The sequence below is a fragment of the Vibrio sp. TRT 1302 genome (genome assembly GCF_050113875.1).
GTDB lineage: Bacteria > Pseudomonadota > Gammaproteobacteria > Enterobacterales > Vibrionaceae > Vibrio.
In genome coordinates this window covers 147,467-167,888 of record NZ_JBNJOF010000004.1, presented here as the reverse complement: position 1 = coordinate 167,888, position 20,422 = coordinate 147,467, and the positions used below count along the sequence as shown (strand labels likewise).

Below are 20,422 nucleotides of genomic sequence, written 5' to 3'. Positions count from 1 at the left end.
AAATATCGCTTATTTGATTCTCCTCAGAATGTATAATCGTAAGTCTCTCGACGTCATGTAAATAAACTCAACACAATGGACTATTGATGAAACTACAACAAATCGACAAGCAGTTATACCGTTCACGTTTGAATGTGGTTATTGTCTCATGCATCGCCTTTTTAGCCTTATCGAGCCTAGCTGTATCACAGACATTAATTTATCTTTTTCCGGCCGAATCAGGCTCTCACTTCCATTGGAATCTGCTTGGCGTTGTGGTTAGTGCGTTACTCGTCGTCACTATTTTACTCAAGTTTAAAACTCATCCCAAAATGCATGAAGTCGTTTATGTGTGGGAGCTTAAACAGGCGTTAAATCATATCTATCGCAAGAGTAGAGCACTGAAAGCTGCGGCAAAGGAGGGCAATCCACAGGCAATGCTTGCACTGCAGTTCAGCTATGATGGTTCACGTCAGTTATGGCAGTTGGATGACAATACCATAACGATCAATAGCCTAGAGTCGGCGCAAAGAGAGCTTGAACAATGGGCGCAGGAGTTTGGCGTAGAGGTGGATATTGCTAACTACCACGCAGAGATTCTAAAGTCGTTTTAACTCTCATCTGTGCGTTGAGTGTTAGTGAACAGCGGACGTTTAACGCGCAAATTATTTCTGAGCACGAATGTTTGTCCGCTGCTCGTAACGACAGGTTTGAAGGCAACAAAAAGCGAGCATTACGCTCGCTTTATCTGTTAAATAGTCGGTTGTCGATGACCTTAGATCGCCAGAGACTCAATCAGATAGTCTAGCGTGGTATTGCTATCATCTTGATTGATGACAGTAGGTAAGAAAATAGGTTTCTTTAACCAACCGCGATTCATAAGCTCATCAAGCAAATCGTGATAGCGGAAACTACACTTGCCGACATACAAGTTGTCGATATGACGAGATTTCTCGGTTTGTAACGCCTGTAAAAAGCCTTTCAGATAGAGATAATCTTTGGTTAAACCACCACCACGATAAACACGAGTCGTTAATGAAAACGCGCTCTCTCGATCGAGTTTTAACTCATCGACAATATAGCTGTACGTATGATAGAAGTTCTGCTCTGTTAGCATAGAATCCACGGCGAGAACGCGCTTAGCGAGCATATTAAGGCGTTCATGAGACAAGTAACCAGACTTGTATTCGGCCAAGATAGCCAAACCTTCCTGCGAGACCGTCGAACCGGGCAACCCTAAGCGAAAGATTTTTAACGGTTGAATACGCGCATTGTAGTTGGTTGCCATATGCACACCCAGCTCATGCTGCGCTAAACGCTCTAACTCACGATCGGTAAAGTTGGCTTTGCTATTTACGTAGAGAGTAGGCGGGTTTGCCGTTACCATCGCTTTCGCTGCAAGCGTGTTGGAACCCGTAACCTTACATCTCATTCCCATCTCAGTGGCAGCCTGAGAGAGTCTTTGTAATGCGACTGACGAATCAACATGCTCGTTAACGTCTTCCTCGAGCAGTTTTGCGTAGAGCAGGAAGCGCGCGTTATCCAAATCCTTATTGTCTGGGCGACCATGATATCTTAGTGCGTTATACAAAAATGCTTCGTTGCCAACAGACGTCAGCAAGTCCATTTTGTCATTAAGCTTCTGCACCATATCACCGTATAGATGTCGCATATCCGGGTCGGAAATGGTCTCAATCGGCAAACGGTAGAGTTTTTGTTTAAACTCGTTGACGTTTATCGGCAACTGTCGATAGCGATAATTAGGCTTATAACGACTCGGCGCTGCTTCGAAACGTTTAAACTCTGCTTGCAAGTTCGTCGGGTTCACATATTTCAGTGTTTCGACTTTACTCGCAAGTTGATACAACTGTTTGTCGAGGGCTAGCAGGTTAGGTTCGATGTTCGAACTCAACATGTCTGCCTTGCTAGTGCGACGCTTTTTATTGAACTTACGCTGAACAAAAGCACTGGTCTGGCTAAACGCTTCCTTTAAACCTGACTGAAGAGCTTCAAGTACTAGGGGGAAAGGTGTCCCTGACTCTTCTTCCATAAAGACCTTTTTAACTTCGGTTGGAAGAACCAAGGTTCGGTCAAAATGTGCGTTGGTATGTGAGATTAGATACCCACGACCTTCAAATACCGAGTCAATTTCAGCGGTGGTGGTCAAATTAGGCAAAGTAACTTTAGAGAGCTCAGTACAAAAACGTTGAACGACCGTTCCCCAACGCTCCATATCGATTTGTGAGGTTCCGATGTTAAATACCGGAGCATCACTTTTCTGGCGTTTGTAGTTGTAAGAGTGCATATCAAACACGACAACACTATCGTGCATCGATTCTAGCTTAGAAATGATGGCTTCATAGATAGTGTAAAACGCCGTGTGTTTGCGATGGCTTTCAGCACGGTGACGATCACTAAGCGGCTTCTTCCACACCAAACGATTCCACGCTGACTTATAGTAGGTACTTAACGTCAATGCACGGTTCAGATCGTACTCAAAGCGAGAATCTAGACCAACAAGTGTGATCGGCTGAGACGCGATCATGTCGTCGGTAAAAGGGTCTTCCTCAAATAAACGTTCTGTTTCATTGAGCACGCAGCGGTGGGTCAGTTCATCGCGTAGACGAGAGCCTGCGTGAATCGCGGTACAAACCACTGGCAGATACTCATCAATTTTGACTAAGCATCCAGCATCAATAAGTTCGCCTGAAAAAGGTTGCCCTCGCTGGATCAGCGAGAGCATCTCTTTAAGAGTGTATTGCTTATGGTTCAATGTGAGCATTCTCAACTGCTGTGCGGAAGGTGCTCTTTCTTTGTTGCAGAAGGTGTTTTGAGTTAACAATGTTTTCTACAAAATCGATCACCTGACGCTGAAGACGTACGCGATTTAACTTGTTGATGCGCATAATACCGCCAGGGCTGAGTACGTTAACTTCAACGAGTTTATTACCGATGACATCCAGACCTGTGAAGTAGAGACCATCGCGTACCAGTTTAGGACCAATCGCGGCACAGAGGCGTTTTTCTTCTTTGGTGATGCTGTGCTTCACCACTTTACCACCTGCGTGTACATTTGAGCGGAACTCCCCACTTGCTGGAACACGACGCATTGCGCCTATTGGCTCACCGTTAAGCATTAAAATGCGTTTGTCACCGAGTTCGGCACCTTCAATGTAATCCTGAAGAATCACATAGTTGCTTTGATCGCCTTCACCAATGTAGAAGTCGAGCAAAGAGCGGAAGTTTTGTCGGGCGTTCTTTTCGATAACGATAACACCATGACCGCCAAAGCCGTTAAGTGGCTTGAGGATCATTTTTTCACTGTCGCTCTCTTCTAGAACACGCTGTAGGTATTCGCGATTTTTGGATACGTGAGTGGCTGGAATGAATTCGCTAGCCGCGCCACCCATACTCGCGGTGTACAGTTTGTTGTTTGCTAGACGCAGACCTTCTAGGTCATTGATGATCAAGGTGTCGTCTTTAATCGAGTCCAAAAAGTTCAGCGCTAAGTTGTCCAAAGGTGGATTGGCACGCATAAAGATAACGTCAAAACCGGCCATTGGCAGACGCGCTTTGGAAAACTCGACTTGACGGTAGAAGGACGGAATTTTGTCCGTGATCTTCTGACCTTTCTTAATTACGTTGCAGAAACCATAAACAGTGCTGTCTCGAATAGTCAGTCCACTGGTCGTTGTGATCGCCACGGTATGTCCGCGTGCTGCGCATTCGTGAACAAGGCGAAGAGTGGTATCGGTTTCTGGGCACACGCGTTCCCACGGGTACATAAGGAAACAAATGTGCATTAGTCGTCCTCTACTAGGTCATAGTTGTTATAGTCATCATCAGAGACTGTTGGTTTACTGTTTAATGTATGGAAGCGTTTTTTTCCACGAGCAAGCTTTATGTATTTCATCCAAGTACGCTCTAACTTGGTGGTTGGTTCTTTCTTTCCTTGAATAACGTCTAGGAAATCAGATTCAGCTTGATTCTCTGGAGTTAACTCACCACTTTCGAGTCCGAGTAACGTTTTTCCATAAAACGTGAGTAGCTCATCTTCAGCCAGAGTGAAGTCTCCAGATTTAGAAAATCCACGTGAGAAATGGACATTGTCATAGAAGTGCGTTTTACCTTGTCGAATTTCTTGAAAAGACATTGCAATCGTCTCGATTAAGTAGGGTTATTGGTATGCGAAAGATATTCGCAGTTTGGTAAAGTTAACAACAAATTATTTTTGTCGTTATAACAATGTATTGTGATTAAATTGCATTGTTTGATCGCCTTCATAATTACCCGATTAACAAATAAACAATAGACTAAACTTAGCCAAATGACTCAACTCTCGCGTTTTGTTAAATCTCCTGTTGGATCGATGTACAAGGCAAACATATACTTCGGTAAATAACGCGACAGATGGCGTTAATCTTAGTGGTTTCACTCGCTATCGATGATAGATATTAATGGAATGGAAAATGTCGAGATTTGTTACGACGGACAAAGAACCTGAAGGCTTAATTCACGCGCTGTTACTTGATGGCAATGGCGGTAGTCGAAAATTGTCATGGCAAGAAGTCAATCAGTGGGATGAATCAGAAAGTGGCTTATGGCTGCATTTTGATTACAGTCACCAAGAAGCGCACGACTGGATAAAAAGATGCAGTGGACTCAATGAGATAGCTGTAGATGGTTTGCTGAACAGTGAAAACAGACCGCATGTGCTGACTCGGGTAAATAACCTCTTGCTCATCCTGAGAGGTGTGAATCTCAACCCTGGCTCCAATCCAGAAGATATGGTCTCGGTAAGGCTGTGGACGAACGGCAAAATCTTAATCAGTAGCAGAAAAAGAATGCTGCTTTCGACACAAGATATTGTCGCCAACCTTAATGAGAATGCAGGCCCTGCAACCATCCCTGAGTTGCTGATTGAATGGACTGACCGCATCGTTGCGAGAATGAACGATACCATCAACGTCATAGAAGATAGCGTGTTAGGCGTTGAGGAAAACATATTAGATGGTGATGCGAAGCAGCTTCGTTCTCAGCTACTTCGTCTAAGACAGCAAAGTATCGGCATTCGACGTTATATTGCCCCGCAAAGAGAGGCTTTAAACCGACTTGCGGTTGAACAGCTGGAATGGCTGAGTGATGTTGACCGGCTCGCGTTGCGTAGTATCGCCGACCGACAAATTCGCTATGTAGAAGATATCGATACGATAAAAGAGCGTGCTTCTATGGCGCAAGAGGAATTGCTCAGTCGGATTTCTGAGCAGCTAAACAATCGCAGCTATGTCCTGACGGTGATTGCCGCTATTTTCTTGCCACTGGGATTTTTTACCGGACTAATGGGGATCAATGTCGGCGGGATGCCTGGTGTCGAAAATAGCATGGGCTTTTGGATTGTTGTGGCGATCTGTTTTGGTGGTACAGCGTTACTAGGAGCGTTTCTGTCGTGGAAAAAGTGGCTTTAATCAGCGTCTCTTGTCTTGGATATAATGACCGCTGATCCGCCAGAACAAGTGAAAAAAGCCCGTGGACTAGACGGGCTTTAACGTAAACAACTAATTATGTTATGTCGCTTTTAGATTAAGGCGTGACCACCCCAAACCACATGTCAAATTGGTCAAATACGCCCATAAGCTTATTAAACTCTTCTTGATCTGACACGCTAAAGTTGCCTGCTTTGATTTCCTGTTTTAGCGTTGATTGTTTGGTCATCATGTTCTCAAACGCCTGACGGGTCATTGAAATGGTCAAATCTGGCTGACTAAATTGCTTGTCAGAGTAGGACTTAAGTACCGAGTTGCTTAAATCCATCGAATATTTGCCATCACCTTTCACATCGATATTCACTTTAATATCTAGCCCTGTTGCAGCAGCAGGTTTCACCGTTACACCTAGGTACTTCATGAACTGATCAAATGGCATATTCTTCGCGATGGCGGCCGTATTCGGCGTCGCGACCGGTTTTATACCTTGACGCAGCTCTTTAGCACCGCCGAGGTAGTAGTTGCGCCATGGTCCAGATTCGGCTTGATAACCCAGCTGTTCCATTGCGTCTGCTTCAAGGTAACGAGCGTCCATGTTTTCTGGGTTAGCGAAAGTCACATTATTCAGTAGAGTCACCGCCCAACGATACTCGCCATTTTTGATAGCGGTTTGCGCTAAGTCGATCACTTTATCTTCACCCCCCATGGCTTCGACGTACTTCGTTCCTTGCTCAGTTGGTGTCAAAGGATTTAGATTTGCTGGGTTGCCGTCCCACCATGCACCAAAATAGAAATCGTAAGTAGCGCGGGCATTGTGAGATACCGTGCCGTAGTAGCCGCGGTTATACCACTCTTTACCTAGTGAATCTGGCAATGTGATCGACGCAGAGATTTCGTTAGGCGTGTAGCCTTTATTGGCAAGGCGTAAAGTTTGGTCGTGGACAAACTTGTACATATCACGTGTTTTCTCCAACTGATTTTGGATTTTTTCCTGACCAAATGTTGGCCAGTGGTGTGACGCAATCATCGTGTCTGCTTTATCGCCATACGTATCAAGTGCTTGATCAATATATTCTGCCCACGATGAAGCATCGCGAGTCTTTGCGCCGCGTAGCGTTGAGATATTATGAATCGTGTGTGTCATGACTTCTGCCGCCATCATGGTTTTGTACTGCGGGAAGTAGAACATGAACTCGGAAGGCGCTTCTGACTCTTGTGCCATGACGACTTCTAGTTCAACACCATCCACTTTCATTTGTTGACCAGTGATAGTGGCAATATGTGTTGGCTTGACGATACCAGGTGCGCCTGAAGAAGTGGTTTTGCCTAAGCCACCATCGACTTGACCTTTGCTGCTTGCTTCCAGCAAGTTTCCATACATATATGAAGCGCGGCGAGACATGGTATTACCCGCCATCAAGTTCTCTGCAATTGAGTGAGAGAAAAAGCCTTCTGGAGCGAGGATATCAACCTTGCCCGCATCTATCTCTTCTTGGCTAGTGACACCTAAGATACCGCCGAAATGGTCTACGTGCGAGTGTGTGAAAATAACACCGGTTACTGGCAAATCTTCAACCTTGTCACGAAGTAGTTTTAGGCCTGCGGCTGCGGTTTCTGGTGAAATTAATGGATCGATCACGACCCATCCTTTATCACCACGGATGAAAGACATCACCGAAAGATCAAAACCACGAACTTGATATACACCATCTTTAACTTTAAATAGACCATCTATGTTATTGAGTTTTGCTTGGCGCAGTAATGATGGGTTAATCGTGTCCGTGTTTTTATCTTGCTCGATAAAATCGTATTTAGTGAAGTCCCAAATAACTTTGCCATTTGAATCCTTGATGGTTTTTTCAGGCCAGGTCGCGATGTAACCACGTGATGCGTCTTCAAAATCACTTTGGTTATCAAAGTTCAAATACTGTTTAAGCTGTTCATTTTTTTCAATTGTAAACTTTGAGGCTTGCTTGGGGTCGCTTGTGGTAGGGGCAGCGAAACTTAATGCAGGAGCAAGAGTGGCAACGATAGCTAAAGATACAATGGATTTTTGAAAGTTCATAAGTCATCTCTCTCTTAAGGTACGAACGGAGAAGCGTTCGTCGATGAAGAGATAATAGGCAGTATGAATTTACCAATCGATAGTTTAAAGGTTAAATGTGGATTTAGTTTTATTTAATCCACATCTATTGCCGATAGTGATCCGTAACACGAAGCAACGCCTCTTTTAGCCATTGGTGGCCGGTATCTTGTTGCTGTGAATGGTGCCAAGTCATGTAAACAGGCAATGGTTCTAAATCGAAAGGAAGAGCAAATACCTGCAACTGATGAGTGGGAGCGAGTAAGTCTGCATGCCATTGACTGGTGACACATAACCAATCGGTCTGAGCCGCCATCATGACGGCGTTACAGATAGAATCAGTTTTGTAAACGATGTTTCTTGAGGGTTGAGGTTCACGAACCAAGGAATCGAGAATATCTTGGTTACGGCGTTGAGTTCCCCATAATAGGTGTCGCTCGGCAAAGAACGCTTGATGGTCTAACGCCCCTTGAATGCGAGGGTGATTGTTGTTGCAAACGACCACGAGTGGGAGGTCAAACAGAAACTCGTTGTGATAACCGTGCTCGTCCAATGGCGTCGTCGTTATAATCATATCGACTTTGCGCATACGCAGATCATCTTGGCGGTTGCTCTCGTCCATATGTTCAACGTCCGCAGATAGCTTAACATTGGGCGCAAACTGGTCACGGTAGGAAATCAGCGGTGGCACGAGAATAAGGTCGATGTCTTTGTGGCTCGAAATACGAAACGTACGTTGACTAGCGTTAGCATTAAACTGTTGGCGAGATTTTGCACCATTGATCAAAAACGTGAGTGGTTCTTGAATCTCTTCGTGTAGTTCAATCGCAAAGTTGGTCGGCGCGATGCCACGTCCCTTACGCACGAATAATGGATCTTGGTATTGTTCGCGCAGCCGATTAAGTGCATGACTGACGGCCGGTGCAGTGATTCCAAGGCTTTCTGCTGCGTCATTGACACTGCGTGTTTTCATTACCACATCAAATGTTTTAAGCAGATTAAGATCCATAGTTATCCATTTCAAGACTTTGAATAAACATACATATTTATCTAAGTGACCACAGCGAAGCAAGGACTTTAACCTGATTGCTGACGGAATGTGACTTTGAGTGATAGTGCCTCATTCTTACGCTACTTTTCTGCTTCGACCCAATCGCGACGTCGCACCAGCCACGTGTATATTCTTAGCCCAAGCACGGAAACGGACAGCCCCGCCAAAATAAGGATACCGCCAAGAATCTCAAGTTCTGTAAAACGTTCACCAAGGAGGAGACTAGAGCCCACAATACCCACTATGGGTATAAGAAGCGCAAATGGAGTCACCACAGCGGCAGGATGATTTTTGAGCAACCATCCCCATAACGCGAATGCGACAAGCGTCGAGATATAGCTAACATAAAGTAACGACAACCATGATTGTCCGGTCGTCGCAAGCAACACGGACAATGGGTTATTAGTCTCTACATACCAAGAAACAACAAAAAGTGGCAAAGGTGGAATCAAGCTTACCCATACCATAAAATGGACCAAATTGACGTGGCCCATCCGTTTCATGATTATATTGGATATAGACCAAAATCCGGCTGCACATAAGATCAATGTGATGCCGATGGCCGTCGCATTGCCTCCAGCCGTATAGAAAAACAAACTAAATCCAACACACGCTAAAGTCATGCCCAGTATCTGATATCGATTAAGGGACTCTTTCCATAGGACAACACTGAGTAAGATGGTGAATACCACTTGTGCTTGCAGCAGTAGTGATGAGAGACCTGCGGATACGTCGGATTTCATCGCGACAAAAAGAAAGCTAAATTTCAGCACACCCAAGAACAGACCAACACCAATTACATTTTGTACCTGAGTTTTCGGAAATGGCACGAAGAACACGGCGGGTATGGCGACCACGAGAAACCGCAATCCTGAGAAAAGAATCGGAGGTATTTCTTCGAGACCAAACTTGATGACGGAAAAGTTGAGTCCCCAAATTACAACCACCAAGATGACGCCCAATAAGCTTTTTAAGTCCATGTTAAGCCCTATTATTTAGAGAAGGTTTGGCAATCAAGAGAGTTACTAATCTAGGCTTTAATGCGGTAATTCTCGTGCTTCAGACCAGCATACAGCAATAAACACGAAAGTGGTTCATTTAAAATGAGGTTGGTTGCTAAGCTATTTCACTAAATATTGCGTACCTTTTATAGGTGGATGAATAATTTTAAAAAAAAGCTTTACCTCAAGTTAAGTTGAGGAATTAGCATCATCTCTGTTGACGGAAAATTCGCTTAAAGGAGATCACAATGATTCAGCTTGAACACGTTAATTTGGTGGTAAAAAACATCCCAGAAATGTTGAGTTTTTATCAAGTGGCATTCCCTCACTGGTCTATTCGTGATCAAGGGAAGGGAGAATGGTATGGCAAGGCGCGTAATTGGCTACACTTTGGTGATGAATATCAATATATTGCATTGAGTGATCATGGGGAAGGAGAGAACCGTGATTTATCAGGGTATCAAGTGGGATTAGCGCACTTCGCCTATGTAACCAACAATATCGATGCGGTCATCGAAAGGCTGACTTCTGCAGGATTTCCAATTGCGAAACCGGGGGCTGATGAACCGTATCGGAAGAACGTCTATTTTATTGATCCGGCCGGTTTTGAAATTGAGTTTGTTGAATATCTAAGTGATGATCCAAAACAGCGAAACCTATCGAGTTAGATCAATAAGCAAGTGAAATTATCTTAAGGCAACAAAGTGAGCGGTAAGCTCGCTTTTTTTTGTGGGGCAGATTTAAACGGCAACATAAACTACGCTAGATCATGCAAGGTTACAAAGTTGCTAAGTTCTTTGGGCTGTAAATCATATATTTATCAATTGAGAGACTGGTCTCTTATTATTACTGTGCTTTATGGTATTTCATTCATTATAGTGGAGATGTTACTGGGGGAAATATATGAAGCAGATATCTCTTAAAGCAAAGCTATTGTTCGTTACCATCTCCATCTTGTTATTCACACAAGCGATTGGAACATACATTAGTACCAACTCTATGTTGGAAACATCGCAACAAACCAAACAGTTGGTTTCGCAACAGGTTGAGCAGAGCGCTAACGCTCAGCTACAGCTTCGAGCACAAGAAGCGGCAGAGCAAGTCAGTGGTTACCTGAATCAGGCGTTTGTTGTTCCGTTAACATTGGCAGAGAGCTTCAAGTCGAGCTCTATTCATCAGGGTGGCACACCGTTTTCACGCCAACAGGTGAAGTCTTTAAACAAAGATATGCTGATCGCTAATCCCAATGTGAATGCCGTATATAGCCAATTTGAACCCGACGGATACGATGGCCAAGATAGCGAATACATTGGTGATGAAACCCACAGCTCATCAAGCGGTACATTAGAAATCTATTGGGTTGTGGAGGATGGAGAGTTAGTGTTCTACTCCACGGAAGATCCACAAGAGAAATACCTCTCTGAAAAGGATGAGTTTGGCCAACGTGAAGCAGAATGGTACCTGTGCAGTCGAGATAGCGGACGACCATGTATCATTGAACCTTATTGGTATGAGGTCAGCGAAGGCAACGAAGTATTGATGACGACACTTGCTGCTCCAGTGATGGCGGGCGGGCAATTTCGCGGGCTGGTTGGGGTCGATATCAACTTGCCACAGTTGCAACGCGTGGTGACGGATATTGCCAACGCGGTGGAAGGCTCTGAAGTTGTTCTTTTAAGTAGTCAGAATCGTTTGGTCGCAGCAACACAAGTAGAAGATAAGCTAACTCGACCACTCGCCGAAGCAGACCCGAAATTTTTCGATATGTTCAACAGTGGCCGAGATAGTGACTACCTGATTGCTTCAGCCACCGTATCCATTCCACAAGCCCAGACGGAATGGACGATTGTTATTCGTCAGCCCTACCAAGTTGCAATGAAATCCTACATACAGCTAGATGGTCAGTTAGAAAAAGCGGGCTCCAGCAGTTTAAACACAATGCTCGTTGCTGCCTTGGCTGTGTTGGTTTTCGCCATCTTTGTGATGCTACTTATGGTCAATAGTTTTATTAATCCGATGACTCAAATGGCTAACAAATTCAACTCATTAGCGAGTGCGGATGGTGATCTCACTCAGTCGCTTCATGTTGAGCAACACCGAGAGCTAATAGACATGGCGCGTGGCTTTAACGGATTTACCAACAAACTGAAACAGATGATCCTCGCCATCATGCAACAGTCAGATAGCCTGACCCAAGATGCCCAAGAGTTAAACCACACAGCGGCGTCAACTCGCCATGCGACGGACACTCAGAAGAGCGATATTGATAGCGTGGCAGCGGCCGTGGAAGAAATGTCTGCAACGAGTAATGAAGTGGCAGGGTTGGCGTCTAATGTTTCTAATGACGCGCAAGAAGCCTTTAATTTTCTTCAGAGTACCAGAGATATCGTTGATAGCTCGGTTCAGGAAATCATGGCACTGGCTCAAGACATGGAGAAAACATCGCAGCAAATTGTTCAGGTGTCCAAACAGAGTGAGAACATCAATAGTATTTTGGAAACCATCCGTGGAATTGCGGATCAAACCAATTTGTTGGCGCTCAATGCGGCGATTGAGGCCGCTAGGGCGGGAGAACAGGGCAGAGGCTTTGCAGTGGTTGCGGATGAGGTGCGTAATCTTGCTGCGCGTACCCAAGACTCTACCGTCGAAATTGATCACCTCATCCAACGTTTACAAATTGATGTAACCGATGCGGTGAAACAAATGGAACTTAGCCAGCAACGGGTAAATAGGAGCGTAGAAGGTAGTCAAAAGAGCAATGAACAGTTGAATATGGCTACTGAACGTATCAATACGATCAATGAAAATGTGACTCAGGTGGCAACGGCCGCTGAGGAGCAGAGCGCCGTGAGTCTGGAAATCAGTAATAAACTCAATGGTATCGGCAGTTCCGCTGACAATTTGCTAAGCCTTGCAAGCGAAGTGGACCATGTCAGCGAGCGATTGCAGTCTGTCGTTGCGAACCTTAACCAACAACTAGCAACACTAAAAGTTCAGTAATAAATCAAAGACCCTGAGATACAAATCAGGGTCTTTTTTTATCCTCCAAACCACAAATCTCATATCAGCCTGTAAATTTGAGGCTCTCAGCAAGTAAAGCTAACGAGTTATTCTTTATTGACCTGTCTATAACTTTATAGTTTATATTCCATGACCATTGAAGGAGCGGAGAGCGTTTGTGTACAAAATTTCTGAGTTAGCAGCACTTGTTGGATTGTCGCGCACAGCCTTGCTTTATTACGAAAAGCAAAAACTGATCTCTAGCCATCGCCTATCTAACGGTTACCGTGTGTATGGTGATAGGGAGCTACAACGCGTGCGTTTGGTCCAGCAATTGTTGGCTGGGGGACTGACACTAAAAGAGTGCAAAGTATGCCTTGAAGCCAAGGTAGACAGGCAATTGTTACGAAATCGACTTGAAGCTCTTGATATAGAAATTGAGCAGAAGCAGAAATCGCGCCGTCTTCTCGCAGCACTGCTCGGAGAAGAAGAGAGCAAAAGCTGGCATACGGGGTTAGACAAACTGGCTCCAGATGCTCATTTGGAATGGTTAATTAAGCAAGGTTTCAGCGAGAAAGAAGCGTTGCGACTTAAATGGTTATCAAAAGATATGAACGAACACGATGTATATATGGCAGACTTTATGAAAGTTTTCGAGACGCTTGAGCGTTGGGGGCCTGGTAGTGAAGTCGATACAGCCAAAGCATTTACGTTAGTGACCTCTGCACCTGAGCGGATCTTGGAGGTCGGTTGTGGCAAGGGCTTAGCTACTCAGGTATTAGCGGACTCTTGTACTGCGGAAATTGTAGCGGTCGACAATGAGCAATCAGCCTTAACGCGACTCACCGAACGTTTTTCGCAGCAAGGGATCAGTCATCGCCTCGAAACAGTATGTGCAAGTATGACTGACTTGCCTTTTGATGACCTAAGCTTTGATCTTATTTGGTCAGAAGGTAGCGCATACATTATGGGAGTAGAAAAGGCTCTCAAATCTTGGCGACCTTTGCTTTCTGAACATGGGTTCTTAGTCATCAGTGATATGGTTTGGCGTGCTGCTGAACCTAGTGATGAGGCATTGGAATTCTGGAGCCAAGAGTATCCTGACATTCAATCTATAGAGACGCGCTTGGTTCAAATTGAAAAGGCGGGTTATAAGGTGGTCAACCATTTCCCACAAAGCGAACAAGCATGGCTGAATTACTATGCTCCGTTGAAGCGTCGAGTCGCAGAGTTGGAAGCGGAAATGGGAGAGTCGCAGGCGCTAAAAGACATTAAGCGTGAAGTTAAACTGTGTACTGAACTGGCAGATGAGTTTGGCTACCACATGTTCGTTTTAGCCAAAAACTGATTCGCATAAGCCCTCTGAGCTATATTGGCATGAGGGCTTATGTTGTGCCTTCTATCGACGCAGTTTACTCTTCTTCAGTAAAATCTTCGTCGGTACATTGGCTGGTATCGGAGCACTCAAGCTCGTAAACCAGTTCAGACAGAGTTTGCGGATTGAGTACTATTTCTTGAGGTACTTCAAAGCGACATGCCATCATTCGGTTGAATATCTGCCAGTGGTTGAGCAGACAGACTTGCAGTTCATTGGTCTCGTCGGACCATGTTTCTTTCATAAATGGCGTCAAACTCGCCGCACTGTGTGCAAACATAATCATCTGCCATTTGATTTCCCAGATTTTAACCTGATTTTGCGGGTGCTCTTGGTTGTATTGCTCAGCTAAACGATTGACGAGATTTTCTATTTCGCCTGAACTATCAATAAAGTAGTCAAATAGCGCGTCTTCTTGACGAACCGCGTCAGCAATAAACTGGATAGGTTGTTTGCATTCGAGCATATGCGCTAACAAGCGCACAGAGAACAGGTACAACTTAATGTTTGAACTTACATCGCTGGGCATGTTGCCAATGATGGTTTGCATATAGCTTTCCATATAGCGATGTAGCCCATCACTAATCGAATACCATATCTGTTCTTTGCTGCCGAAATGGTGACGGATGAGACTATGAGATACACCTGCCTTATCACTAATATTTCTCAGTGATACTCGCTCGTAACCCAGTTCGCAAAATAGGTCTGTAGCGACACGCATTATCTCACACTTGGTTTTTTCTGCGTCTTGGGCACTTCTTCGGCCTTGCTTTCGTTCAGTCATAGTTACCGTCAATTTCTAAAAACGCTCTCTTTCTACCAGAAAAGCGTGGGGATTTCATCAATCAAGCGCATAAATAGCATAGTACATTTCTGAATTTTATTGTACACGTGGAAAATAAATATTGATCTGCCACACAATCTTTATATACTGCACATGCGTGTAATAAAACTCGATAACATACAGTGAGCATATCAATGAAAGGAATGATACCTGTTGCAAGATGGGTCACGATCGCTGCGATGGCTATTGCCGTCACTGGCTGTAACAAGGCTAACTCTGAAATAAACCAATCTATTGTTACTCCGGTAAAACTCGTTGAGATCCCCGATCTACAAAACAGTCGTTACGATCGCTTTATCGCTAATATTGATGCGACTGATCGTGCATCAATGTCGTTTCAAGTCAGCGGTGAGGTTGAGGTAGTGGACGTCAGAATGGGCAGTGTCGTGAAGAAAGGACAGGTTCTTGCGTGGCTCGATCCTACCGACTACCAACTGGCATACGATGCGAAGAATGCAGAGTATGATCTGGCGAAAACCGCCTATCAACGGGCGGTCGCACTTCATGAAAAAAGCCTGATTAGTGTGGACAAATTTGATCAAAGTGAAGTGGCGTATACGGCTGCGAAAGCGGCATTTGACCAAGCCAAGACAGACTTAGAATACACTAAGATTACTGCCCCTTTTGATGGTGTTGTTTCACTTATTTTTAGCAAAGAACATCAGGTGGTCGCAGCCAACCAAGCGATTTTGAATGTGATCAATAATCGTGTTGTGGATGTGGTTTTTGCTATTCCGGTTAGTTATGCAGAGCAATATGGACTAGGTCATATTGAAAACTCTGCATTTAATGTTGTGATGGATAGCCATCCCCATCTATCGATTCCAGCAAGGTTTAAAGAGATTTCTACTCAGCCTGATTCAGACACCAATAGTTACAGGGCTAGCCTGACTTTTGAACGCCCAGAAAACCTGAATTTATTACCTGGAATGACGGCACAGGTTCGCCTGCTGAATGAAAAACGGTTTGCTAAAGTCGATATCTCACCAAGTGCTTGGATTAGTAAGAGCGGCCAACATGGTCAACTCTTCAAGTTCGATCCTCAACAGCAAGTCATTACTCCCGTTGATGTCACGCTTGATGTGAACGGCAATGTTATCGCGGGTCTTCAGCAGGGCGATCTGATTGTGCAGGCGGGTGTCGAGAATCTGGTCTCAGGTCAACAAGTAAAAGCATGGACTAAAGAGGGTGGCATTTAAGATGAATCGAATTAATTGGATTGCCGCTGGCTTATCTCTGAGTTTACTCACCGCGTGTATGCCGGACACGGAACATCGCCCACTGAATCCACTTGTTGTTGATACATTCACTGTCGCTCAAGCCACAGAGAGTCAGTTTCGTACCTTCAATGGTCAAGTCATGCCCGCAGAGCTTACGCCACTCGCTTTTCGACTTGATGGAGAAATCCAGACCATGTTGGTAAAAGAAGGGGACAGGGTGAGTAAAGGTCAGGTAATCGCTGTCCTCAATGATACCAAGGCAAAAGTTGTCTGATGCGCAGGCGCGCTATGAACTGGCGTTTAAGCAGGTTAAGCGTGGTCAGGAATTACGTATCAATAAGATGATCTCTGCCGCTGAACTCGATGAACTGAGTGCAAACTTCCAATTGGCGAAAGCGAACTTGGGTGCGGCACAAGCGAGTATGGAATATATGCGTTTGAAAGCGCCTTTCGATGCGGTTGTGTCATCGGTAGATAAGAAACGACATGAAAATGTTTCGCCAGGAGAACAAGTTGCGTCGGTGTACCAAAGCGCACAGGTTTACGTAAAAATCGAAGTTTCTGACTCGGTGCTGGCGTTACTTGATCCTCAAGCTCAGGCTCAAAAATACCAACCTACGGTGACTTACGCAGGACATGACTCAAGTTACAAGGTCACGTATCTAGAGCATACCAGTGAACTGCATCCCAATAGCCAGACTTACGAATTATGGTTGAGTATGCCTCAGGTCGAGCCCAACGTTTTGCCTGGTACCAGCGCTAAAGTGTCTGTTGATCTAGCTAAAGCTGGGCTAACGGGTTATCAGGCATACCAGATCCCAATGACATCAATCGATTCAGGTAGAGAGAGCCAAGATTTTTACATTTGGAAGCTCGTTGAAGGTAGCGCCCATCGTGTCGCCATTAATATTGACCAAATCACCGGCAATGGCGCTTTGGTATCAGACGGTATTGAGCAAGGTGATGTGTTAATCAACTCGAATCTAAGAAAGCTACGTGAAGGAATGCCAATTAAGGGAGCAGAGCTGTGAGCATCGCTGAGTATTCAATCAAGAACAAAGTTATTAGCTGGCTATTCCTAATTATTCTAGCCATCGGTGGGTACACGTCATTTGAGGATTTGGGCCGCTTAGAAGATCCTGCGTTTACCATTAAAGATGCCATGATCATCTCAACCTATCCTGGGGCGACTTCTCAAGAAGTTGAAGAAGAGCTGACGTATCCATTGGAAAAGGAGATACGCAAATTACCCTATATCGATAAGATTACCTCGACGTCGTCACAGGGTATGTCACAAATAATGGTCAGTATGGAAATGGAGTATGGCCCAGACGAGTTGCCGCAGATTTGGGATGAAATGCGCCGCAAGATCAATGATTTGAGTCCAGAGCTTCCTAGTGGTGTCAACTCTATTCAGATAATCGATGACTTTGGTGATGTGTACGGAGTCATGATCATGTTGACGGGTGATGGATACGATTATGTCGAACTGAAGCGATATGCAGATTACCTCAGTCGAGAGCTCGAACTGGTAAAAGGCGTTGGCAAGGTTGCCATTGCGGGCGACCAACAAGAACAGTTGTTTGTAGAGGTATCACTGGAACGTCTTGCGGCGCTCAACCTCGATATGAACACCGTCGTTGGGCTGCTTAATCAACAAAACAGCGTACAGGCTGCCGGTGAAGTGACGGTGAACGGTCAGACGCTAACCATTAGACCAAACGGGACAATGAACTCGGAACAAGCACTTGAAGAGCTGATTATTCATGGCCGCGATACCGGTAATCTTATTCGTCTTAAAGATGTGGCGACCATCAGTCGTGGTATACAAGAAAAACCTTCTAACGTACTGACTTTTAACGGTAAACCAGCAATTAACCTTGCAATCTCTTTTGGTGCTGGTGTCAACGTGGTCGAGGTGGGGAAAAAACTCGAAACGGAACTAGCCGCCTTAGAAAGCATTCGCCCAGCAGGTGTAGAAATTAACTATTTCTACAACCAATCAGCAGAAGTTGAAAAGTCGGTTGACGACTTTTTGATCAGTCTCGGTCAAGCGGTGGCGATTGTTATTATCGTACTACTGTTTGCGATGGGGTTACGTAGCGGTCTGATCATTGGCGCGGTACTGCTGCTCACCGTGATGGGGACGTTCATCTTGATGAAGCAGAATGATGTCGAGCTTCACCGTATATCGCTTGGTGCGCTGATTATTGCGCTAGGTATGCTGGTGGACAATGCCATCGTCGTGGTTGAAGGTATTTTGGTTGGCTTAAAGCGTGGTAAGAGCAAATTACAGGCAGCAATCGATATTACCAAACAGACCCAGTGGCCTCTACTTGGCGCGACCATTATAGCGATTACAGCGTTTGCACCGATTGGATTGTCGCAAGACGCGACGGGCGAATTTATGGGCTCGTTGTTTTGGGTGCTTTGCTATTCATTGTTCTTGAGCTGGATTACCGCGCTGACACTCACGCCATTCCTAGCAGACTTGCTACTAAAGGAGCAAGAGGGTGACTCGGATGAACAAGATGCGGATCCTTACAAAGGTATTCTGTTTGTTCTGTTTGGTGCGAGTTTGAGGTTTGCACTGCGTTTCCGATGGCTTACTGTGATTAGCATGGTTGCATTGTTAGCGGCCGCGGTAGTGGGTTTTGGCATGGTGAAACAGCAGTTCTTCCCGCCGTCTAACACACCTATGTTCTACGTCGATATGTGGATGCCTGAAGGGACCGACATTCGAGAGACCATCAAGGAAACCAAAAAGGTAGAAAGCTACATTCGTCAGTATGACAGCGTTGAGTTTGTCTCAACGACGACCGGGCAGGGACTACAACGTTTTGCTTTGACCTATCAACCAGAAAAGAGCTATGAAGCCTATTCACAATTGCAGGTGCGTACCCATGATCGTGAGGCGATGTTTGGTCTGCTTGAGGAGCTAGATGCCCATTTATCGACACGATTCAATCAGCCGACGTTTCAATTTAAGCTGATGGAGTTTGGTCCTTCACCAGCGTCGAAGATTGAAGCGAGAATCACTGGCCCTGATCCACAAGTACTGCGTGATATCGCTGTTCAGGTAGAAGATGTATTACTGCAAGACCCGGGAGCACGTAATGTGCGTCACGATTGGCGTGAACGTACTAAAGAGTTAGTTCCACAGTTCAATGAATCGAAGGCGCGTCGTCTTGGTATCTCTAAGCAAGAGGTCTCTGAAACCTTACAGATGGCGTTTGGCGGAACACCAATCGGCTTATTGCGTGATGGCACACATAGACTGCCGATTATTGCACGGCTACCAGAGCAAGAACGTGTTGATTTTGAATCACTAGCCAATGTGAAAATCTGGAGCCCAACACTGCAAAGTTACGTTCCGGTTGAGCAGGTGATTGATGGTGTGACCTTAGACTGGCAAGAACCACTCATTCAACGACGTGATAGAAAACGCACGCTAACGGTGCTGGCAGACCATGATGTGCTTGGTCATGAAACACCTGCTAGTTTATTCAACCGAGTGAGACCTGCTGTTGAGGCAATCTCGTTACCCGATGGCTATGAGATTACTTGGGGGGGAGAGTATGAATCATCAAAAGACGCACAAGAGGCTCTGTTTGGCTCGTTACCTATGGGTTACTTGCTGATGTTTATCATCACAATGTTGTTGTTCAACTCATTGAGAAAACCACTGGTGATCTGGTTTACCGTTCCACTATCTATCATCGGTGTTTCAATCGGCTTATTAGCCATGGATATGCCTTTTAGTTTCACGGCGTTTCTTGGTTTACTTAGTCTGAGCGGAATGATTTTGAAAAACGGTATCGTATTGTTGGATCAAATCAATATTGAGCTCTCGTCAGGTAAGGATCCTTACCAAGCGGTATTTGATAGCGCGATATCACGTGTTAGACCTGTAAGCATGGCAGCTTTAACCACCATACTCGGAATGATTCCTTTGGTGTTTGACGCATTTTTTGGCTCAATGGCAATTACAATTATGGCGGGTCTTGGATTCGCGACTGTACTGACCCTTATTGTCGTACCGGTTTTGTTTGCCATTCTTTACCGAATCAAACCATCCACTGCCGGATAATTCATGGATTGAACCTCGATTCGATTTAAGCCAGCCCGAAAGAAATTTCGGGCTTTTTTATCTTTCTTTAGTCGATAAATGACATAAATTGATATTGAATAGAATTAAATTAATATCATCACATCATTAAACAAAATATCATTCCTCACTATACTAAAGTATGACTACATTGTTCTTTTTGATTGTTAAATTAATCATTAACTTACATTAAGTGAGTCATCTATATCTCAATTATTATTCTTATTGTTAATACTAAGGACTATATTGATAGTCTGCTAATTAACTACTCATTTTCA

Annotated in this window: 14 protein-coding genes and 1 pseudogene; 8 read left to right on the top strand and 7 right to left on the bottom strand. The window is 44.8% G+C overall.

Annotation, left to right across the window (positions count from 1 at the left end):
- Positions 1–86: 86 nt before the first annotated feature.
- Positions 87–593 (top strand): DUF3087 domain-containing protein, encoded by a 507-nt coding sequence (locus ACQEXP_RS07885; protein ID WP_426969256.1) that lies wholly within the window; start codon positions 87–89, stop codon positions 591–593.
- Positions 594–754: 161 nt separating this feature from the next.
- Here ACQEXP_RS07885 and ACQEXP_RS07880 read toward each other — a convergent pair whose 3' ends face one another.
- Genes ACQEXP_RS07880 through maoP form a run of 3 tightly spaced genes read right to left on the bottom strand, consistent with a single transcriptional unit; the run spans position 755 to position 4,132 of the window.
- Positions 755–2,761: a flavohemoglobin expression-modulating QEGLA motif protein gene (locus ACQEXP_RS07880; protein WP_426969254.1), complete on the bottom strand. Its 2,007-nt coding sequence runs from the start codon at positions 2,759–2,761 to the stop codon at positions 755–757.
- A complete protein-coding gene (gene gshB / locus ACQEXP_RS07875; protein ID WP_269374872.1) occupies positions 2,742–3,782 on the bottom strand; it encodes a glutathione synthase in 1,041 nt (346 codons plus the stop codon). Before gshB ends, ACQEXP_RS07880 begins: the two co-directional genes overlap by 20 nt.
- The gene (gene maoP, locus ACQEXP_RS07870; RefSeq protein WP_426969252.1) at positions 3,782–4,132 is read right to left on the bottom strand and encodes a DUF413 domain-containing protein; all 351 of its coding nucleotides are present in this window, start codon (positions 4,130–4,132) and stop codon (positions 3,782–3,784) included. The genes gshB and maoP overlap by 1 nt, the downstream gene beginning before the upstream one ends.
- 316 nt (positions 4,133–4,448) lie before the next feature.
- On the opposite strand from maoP, the gene ACQEXP_RS07865 reads away from it, so the two are divergent.
- A complete protein-coding gene (locus ACQEXP_RS07865) occupies positions 4,449–5,444 on the top strand; it encodes a zinc transporter ZntB (protein ID WP_269374870.1) in 996 nt (331 codons plus the stop codon).
- A gap of 115 nt (positions 5,445–5,559) precedes the next feature.
- On the opposite strand, the gene ACQEXP_RS07860 is transcribed toward ACQEXP_RS07865, so the two are convergent.
- The 3 genes from ACQEXP_RS07860 to ACQEXP_RS07850 all read right to left on the bottom strand — a co-directional run bounded on the left by ACQEXP_RS07860 (position 5,560) and on the right by ACQEXP_RS07850 (position 9,576).
- Positions 5,560–7,527: an alkyl/aryl-sulfatase gene (locus ACQEXP_RS07860; protein WP_426969250.1), complete on the bottom strand. Its 1,968-nt coding sequence runs from the start codon at positions 7,525–7,527 to the stop codon at positions 5,560–5,562.
- A gap of 124 nt (positions 7,528–7,651) precedes the next feature.
- Positions 7,652–8,554 (bottom strand): LysR family transcriptional regulator, encoded by a 903-nt coding sequence (locus ACQEXP_RS07855; RefSeq protein ID WP_426969248.1) that lies wholly within the window; start codon positions 8,552–8,554, stop codon positions 7,652–7,654.
- Between the two features lie 122 nt (positions 8,555–8,676).
- Positions 8,677–9,576, bottom strand: a complete 900-nt coding sequence (locus tag ACQEXP_RS07850; RefSeq protein WP_426969247.1) for an EamA family transporter — start codon at positions 9,574–9,576, stop codon at positions 8,677–8,679.
- A gap of 269 nt (positions 9,577–9,845) precedes the next feature.
- On the opposite strand from ACQEXP_RS07850, the gene ACQEXP_RS07845 reads away from it, so the two are divergent.
- From ACQEXP_RS07845 to ACQEXP_RS07835, 3 genes are all read left to right on the top strand, one after another.
- Entirely contained in the window at positions 9,846–10,265 is a 420-nt protein-coding gene (locus ACQEXP_RS07845; protein WP_269374866.1) for a VOC family protein, read from the top strand.
- A 235-nt stretch (positions 10,266–10,500) separates the two neighbouring features.
- Positions 10,501–12,597 (top strand): methyl-accepting chemotaxis protein, encoded by a 2,097-nt coding sequence (locus tag ACQEXP_RS07840; RefSeq protein WP_426969246.1) that lies wholly within the window; start codon positions 10,501–10,503, stop codon positions 12,595–12,597.
- A gap of 178 nt (positions 12,598–12,775) precedes the next feature.
- Entirely contained in the window at positions 12,776–13,945 is a 1,170-nt protein-coding gene (locus ACQEXP_RS07835; protein WP_426969244.1) for a MerR family transcriptional regulator, read from the top strand.
- 64 nt (positions 13,946–14,009) lie between these two features.
- On the opposite strand, the gene ACQEXP_RS07830 is transcribed toward ACQEXP_RS07835, so the two are convergent.
- A complete protein-coding gene (locus ACQEXP_RS07830) occupies positions 14,010–14,756 on the bottom strand; it encodes a TetR/AcrR family transcriptional regulator (RefSeq protein WP_426969242.1) in 747 nt (248 codons plus the stop codon).
- A 194-nt stretch (positions 14,757–14,950) separates the two neighbouring features.
- Here ACQEXP_RS07830 and ACQEXP_RS07825 point away from each other — a divergent pair, with 194 nt between their 5' ends.
- From ACQEXP_RS07825 to ACQEXP_RS07815, 3 genes and pseudogenes are all read left to right on the top strand, one after another.
- Entirely contained in the window at positions 14,951–16,015 is a 1,065-nt protein-coding gene (locus tag ACQEXP_RS07825; protein WP_426969240.1) for an efflux RND transporter periplasmic adaptor subunit, read from the top strand.
- A gap of 1 nt (position 16,016) precedes the next feature.
- Positions 16,017–17,067: pseudogene (locus ACQEXP_RS07820) on the top strand (efflux RND transporter periplasmic adaptor subunit).
- Positions 17,064–20,126, top strand: a complete 3,063-nt coding sequence (locus tag ACQEXP_RS07815) for an efflux RND transporter permease subunit (RefSeq protein ID WP_426969238.1) — start codon at positions 17,064–17,066, stop codon at positions 20,124–20,126. The pseudogene ACQEXP_RS07820 and the gene ACQEXP_RS07815 overlap by 4 nt, the downstream one beginning before the upstream one ends.
- Positions 20,127–20,422 lie beyond the last annotated feature (296 nt).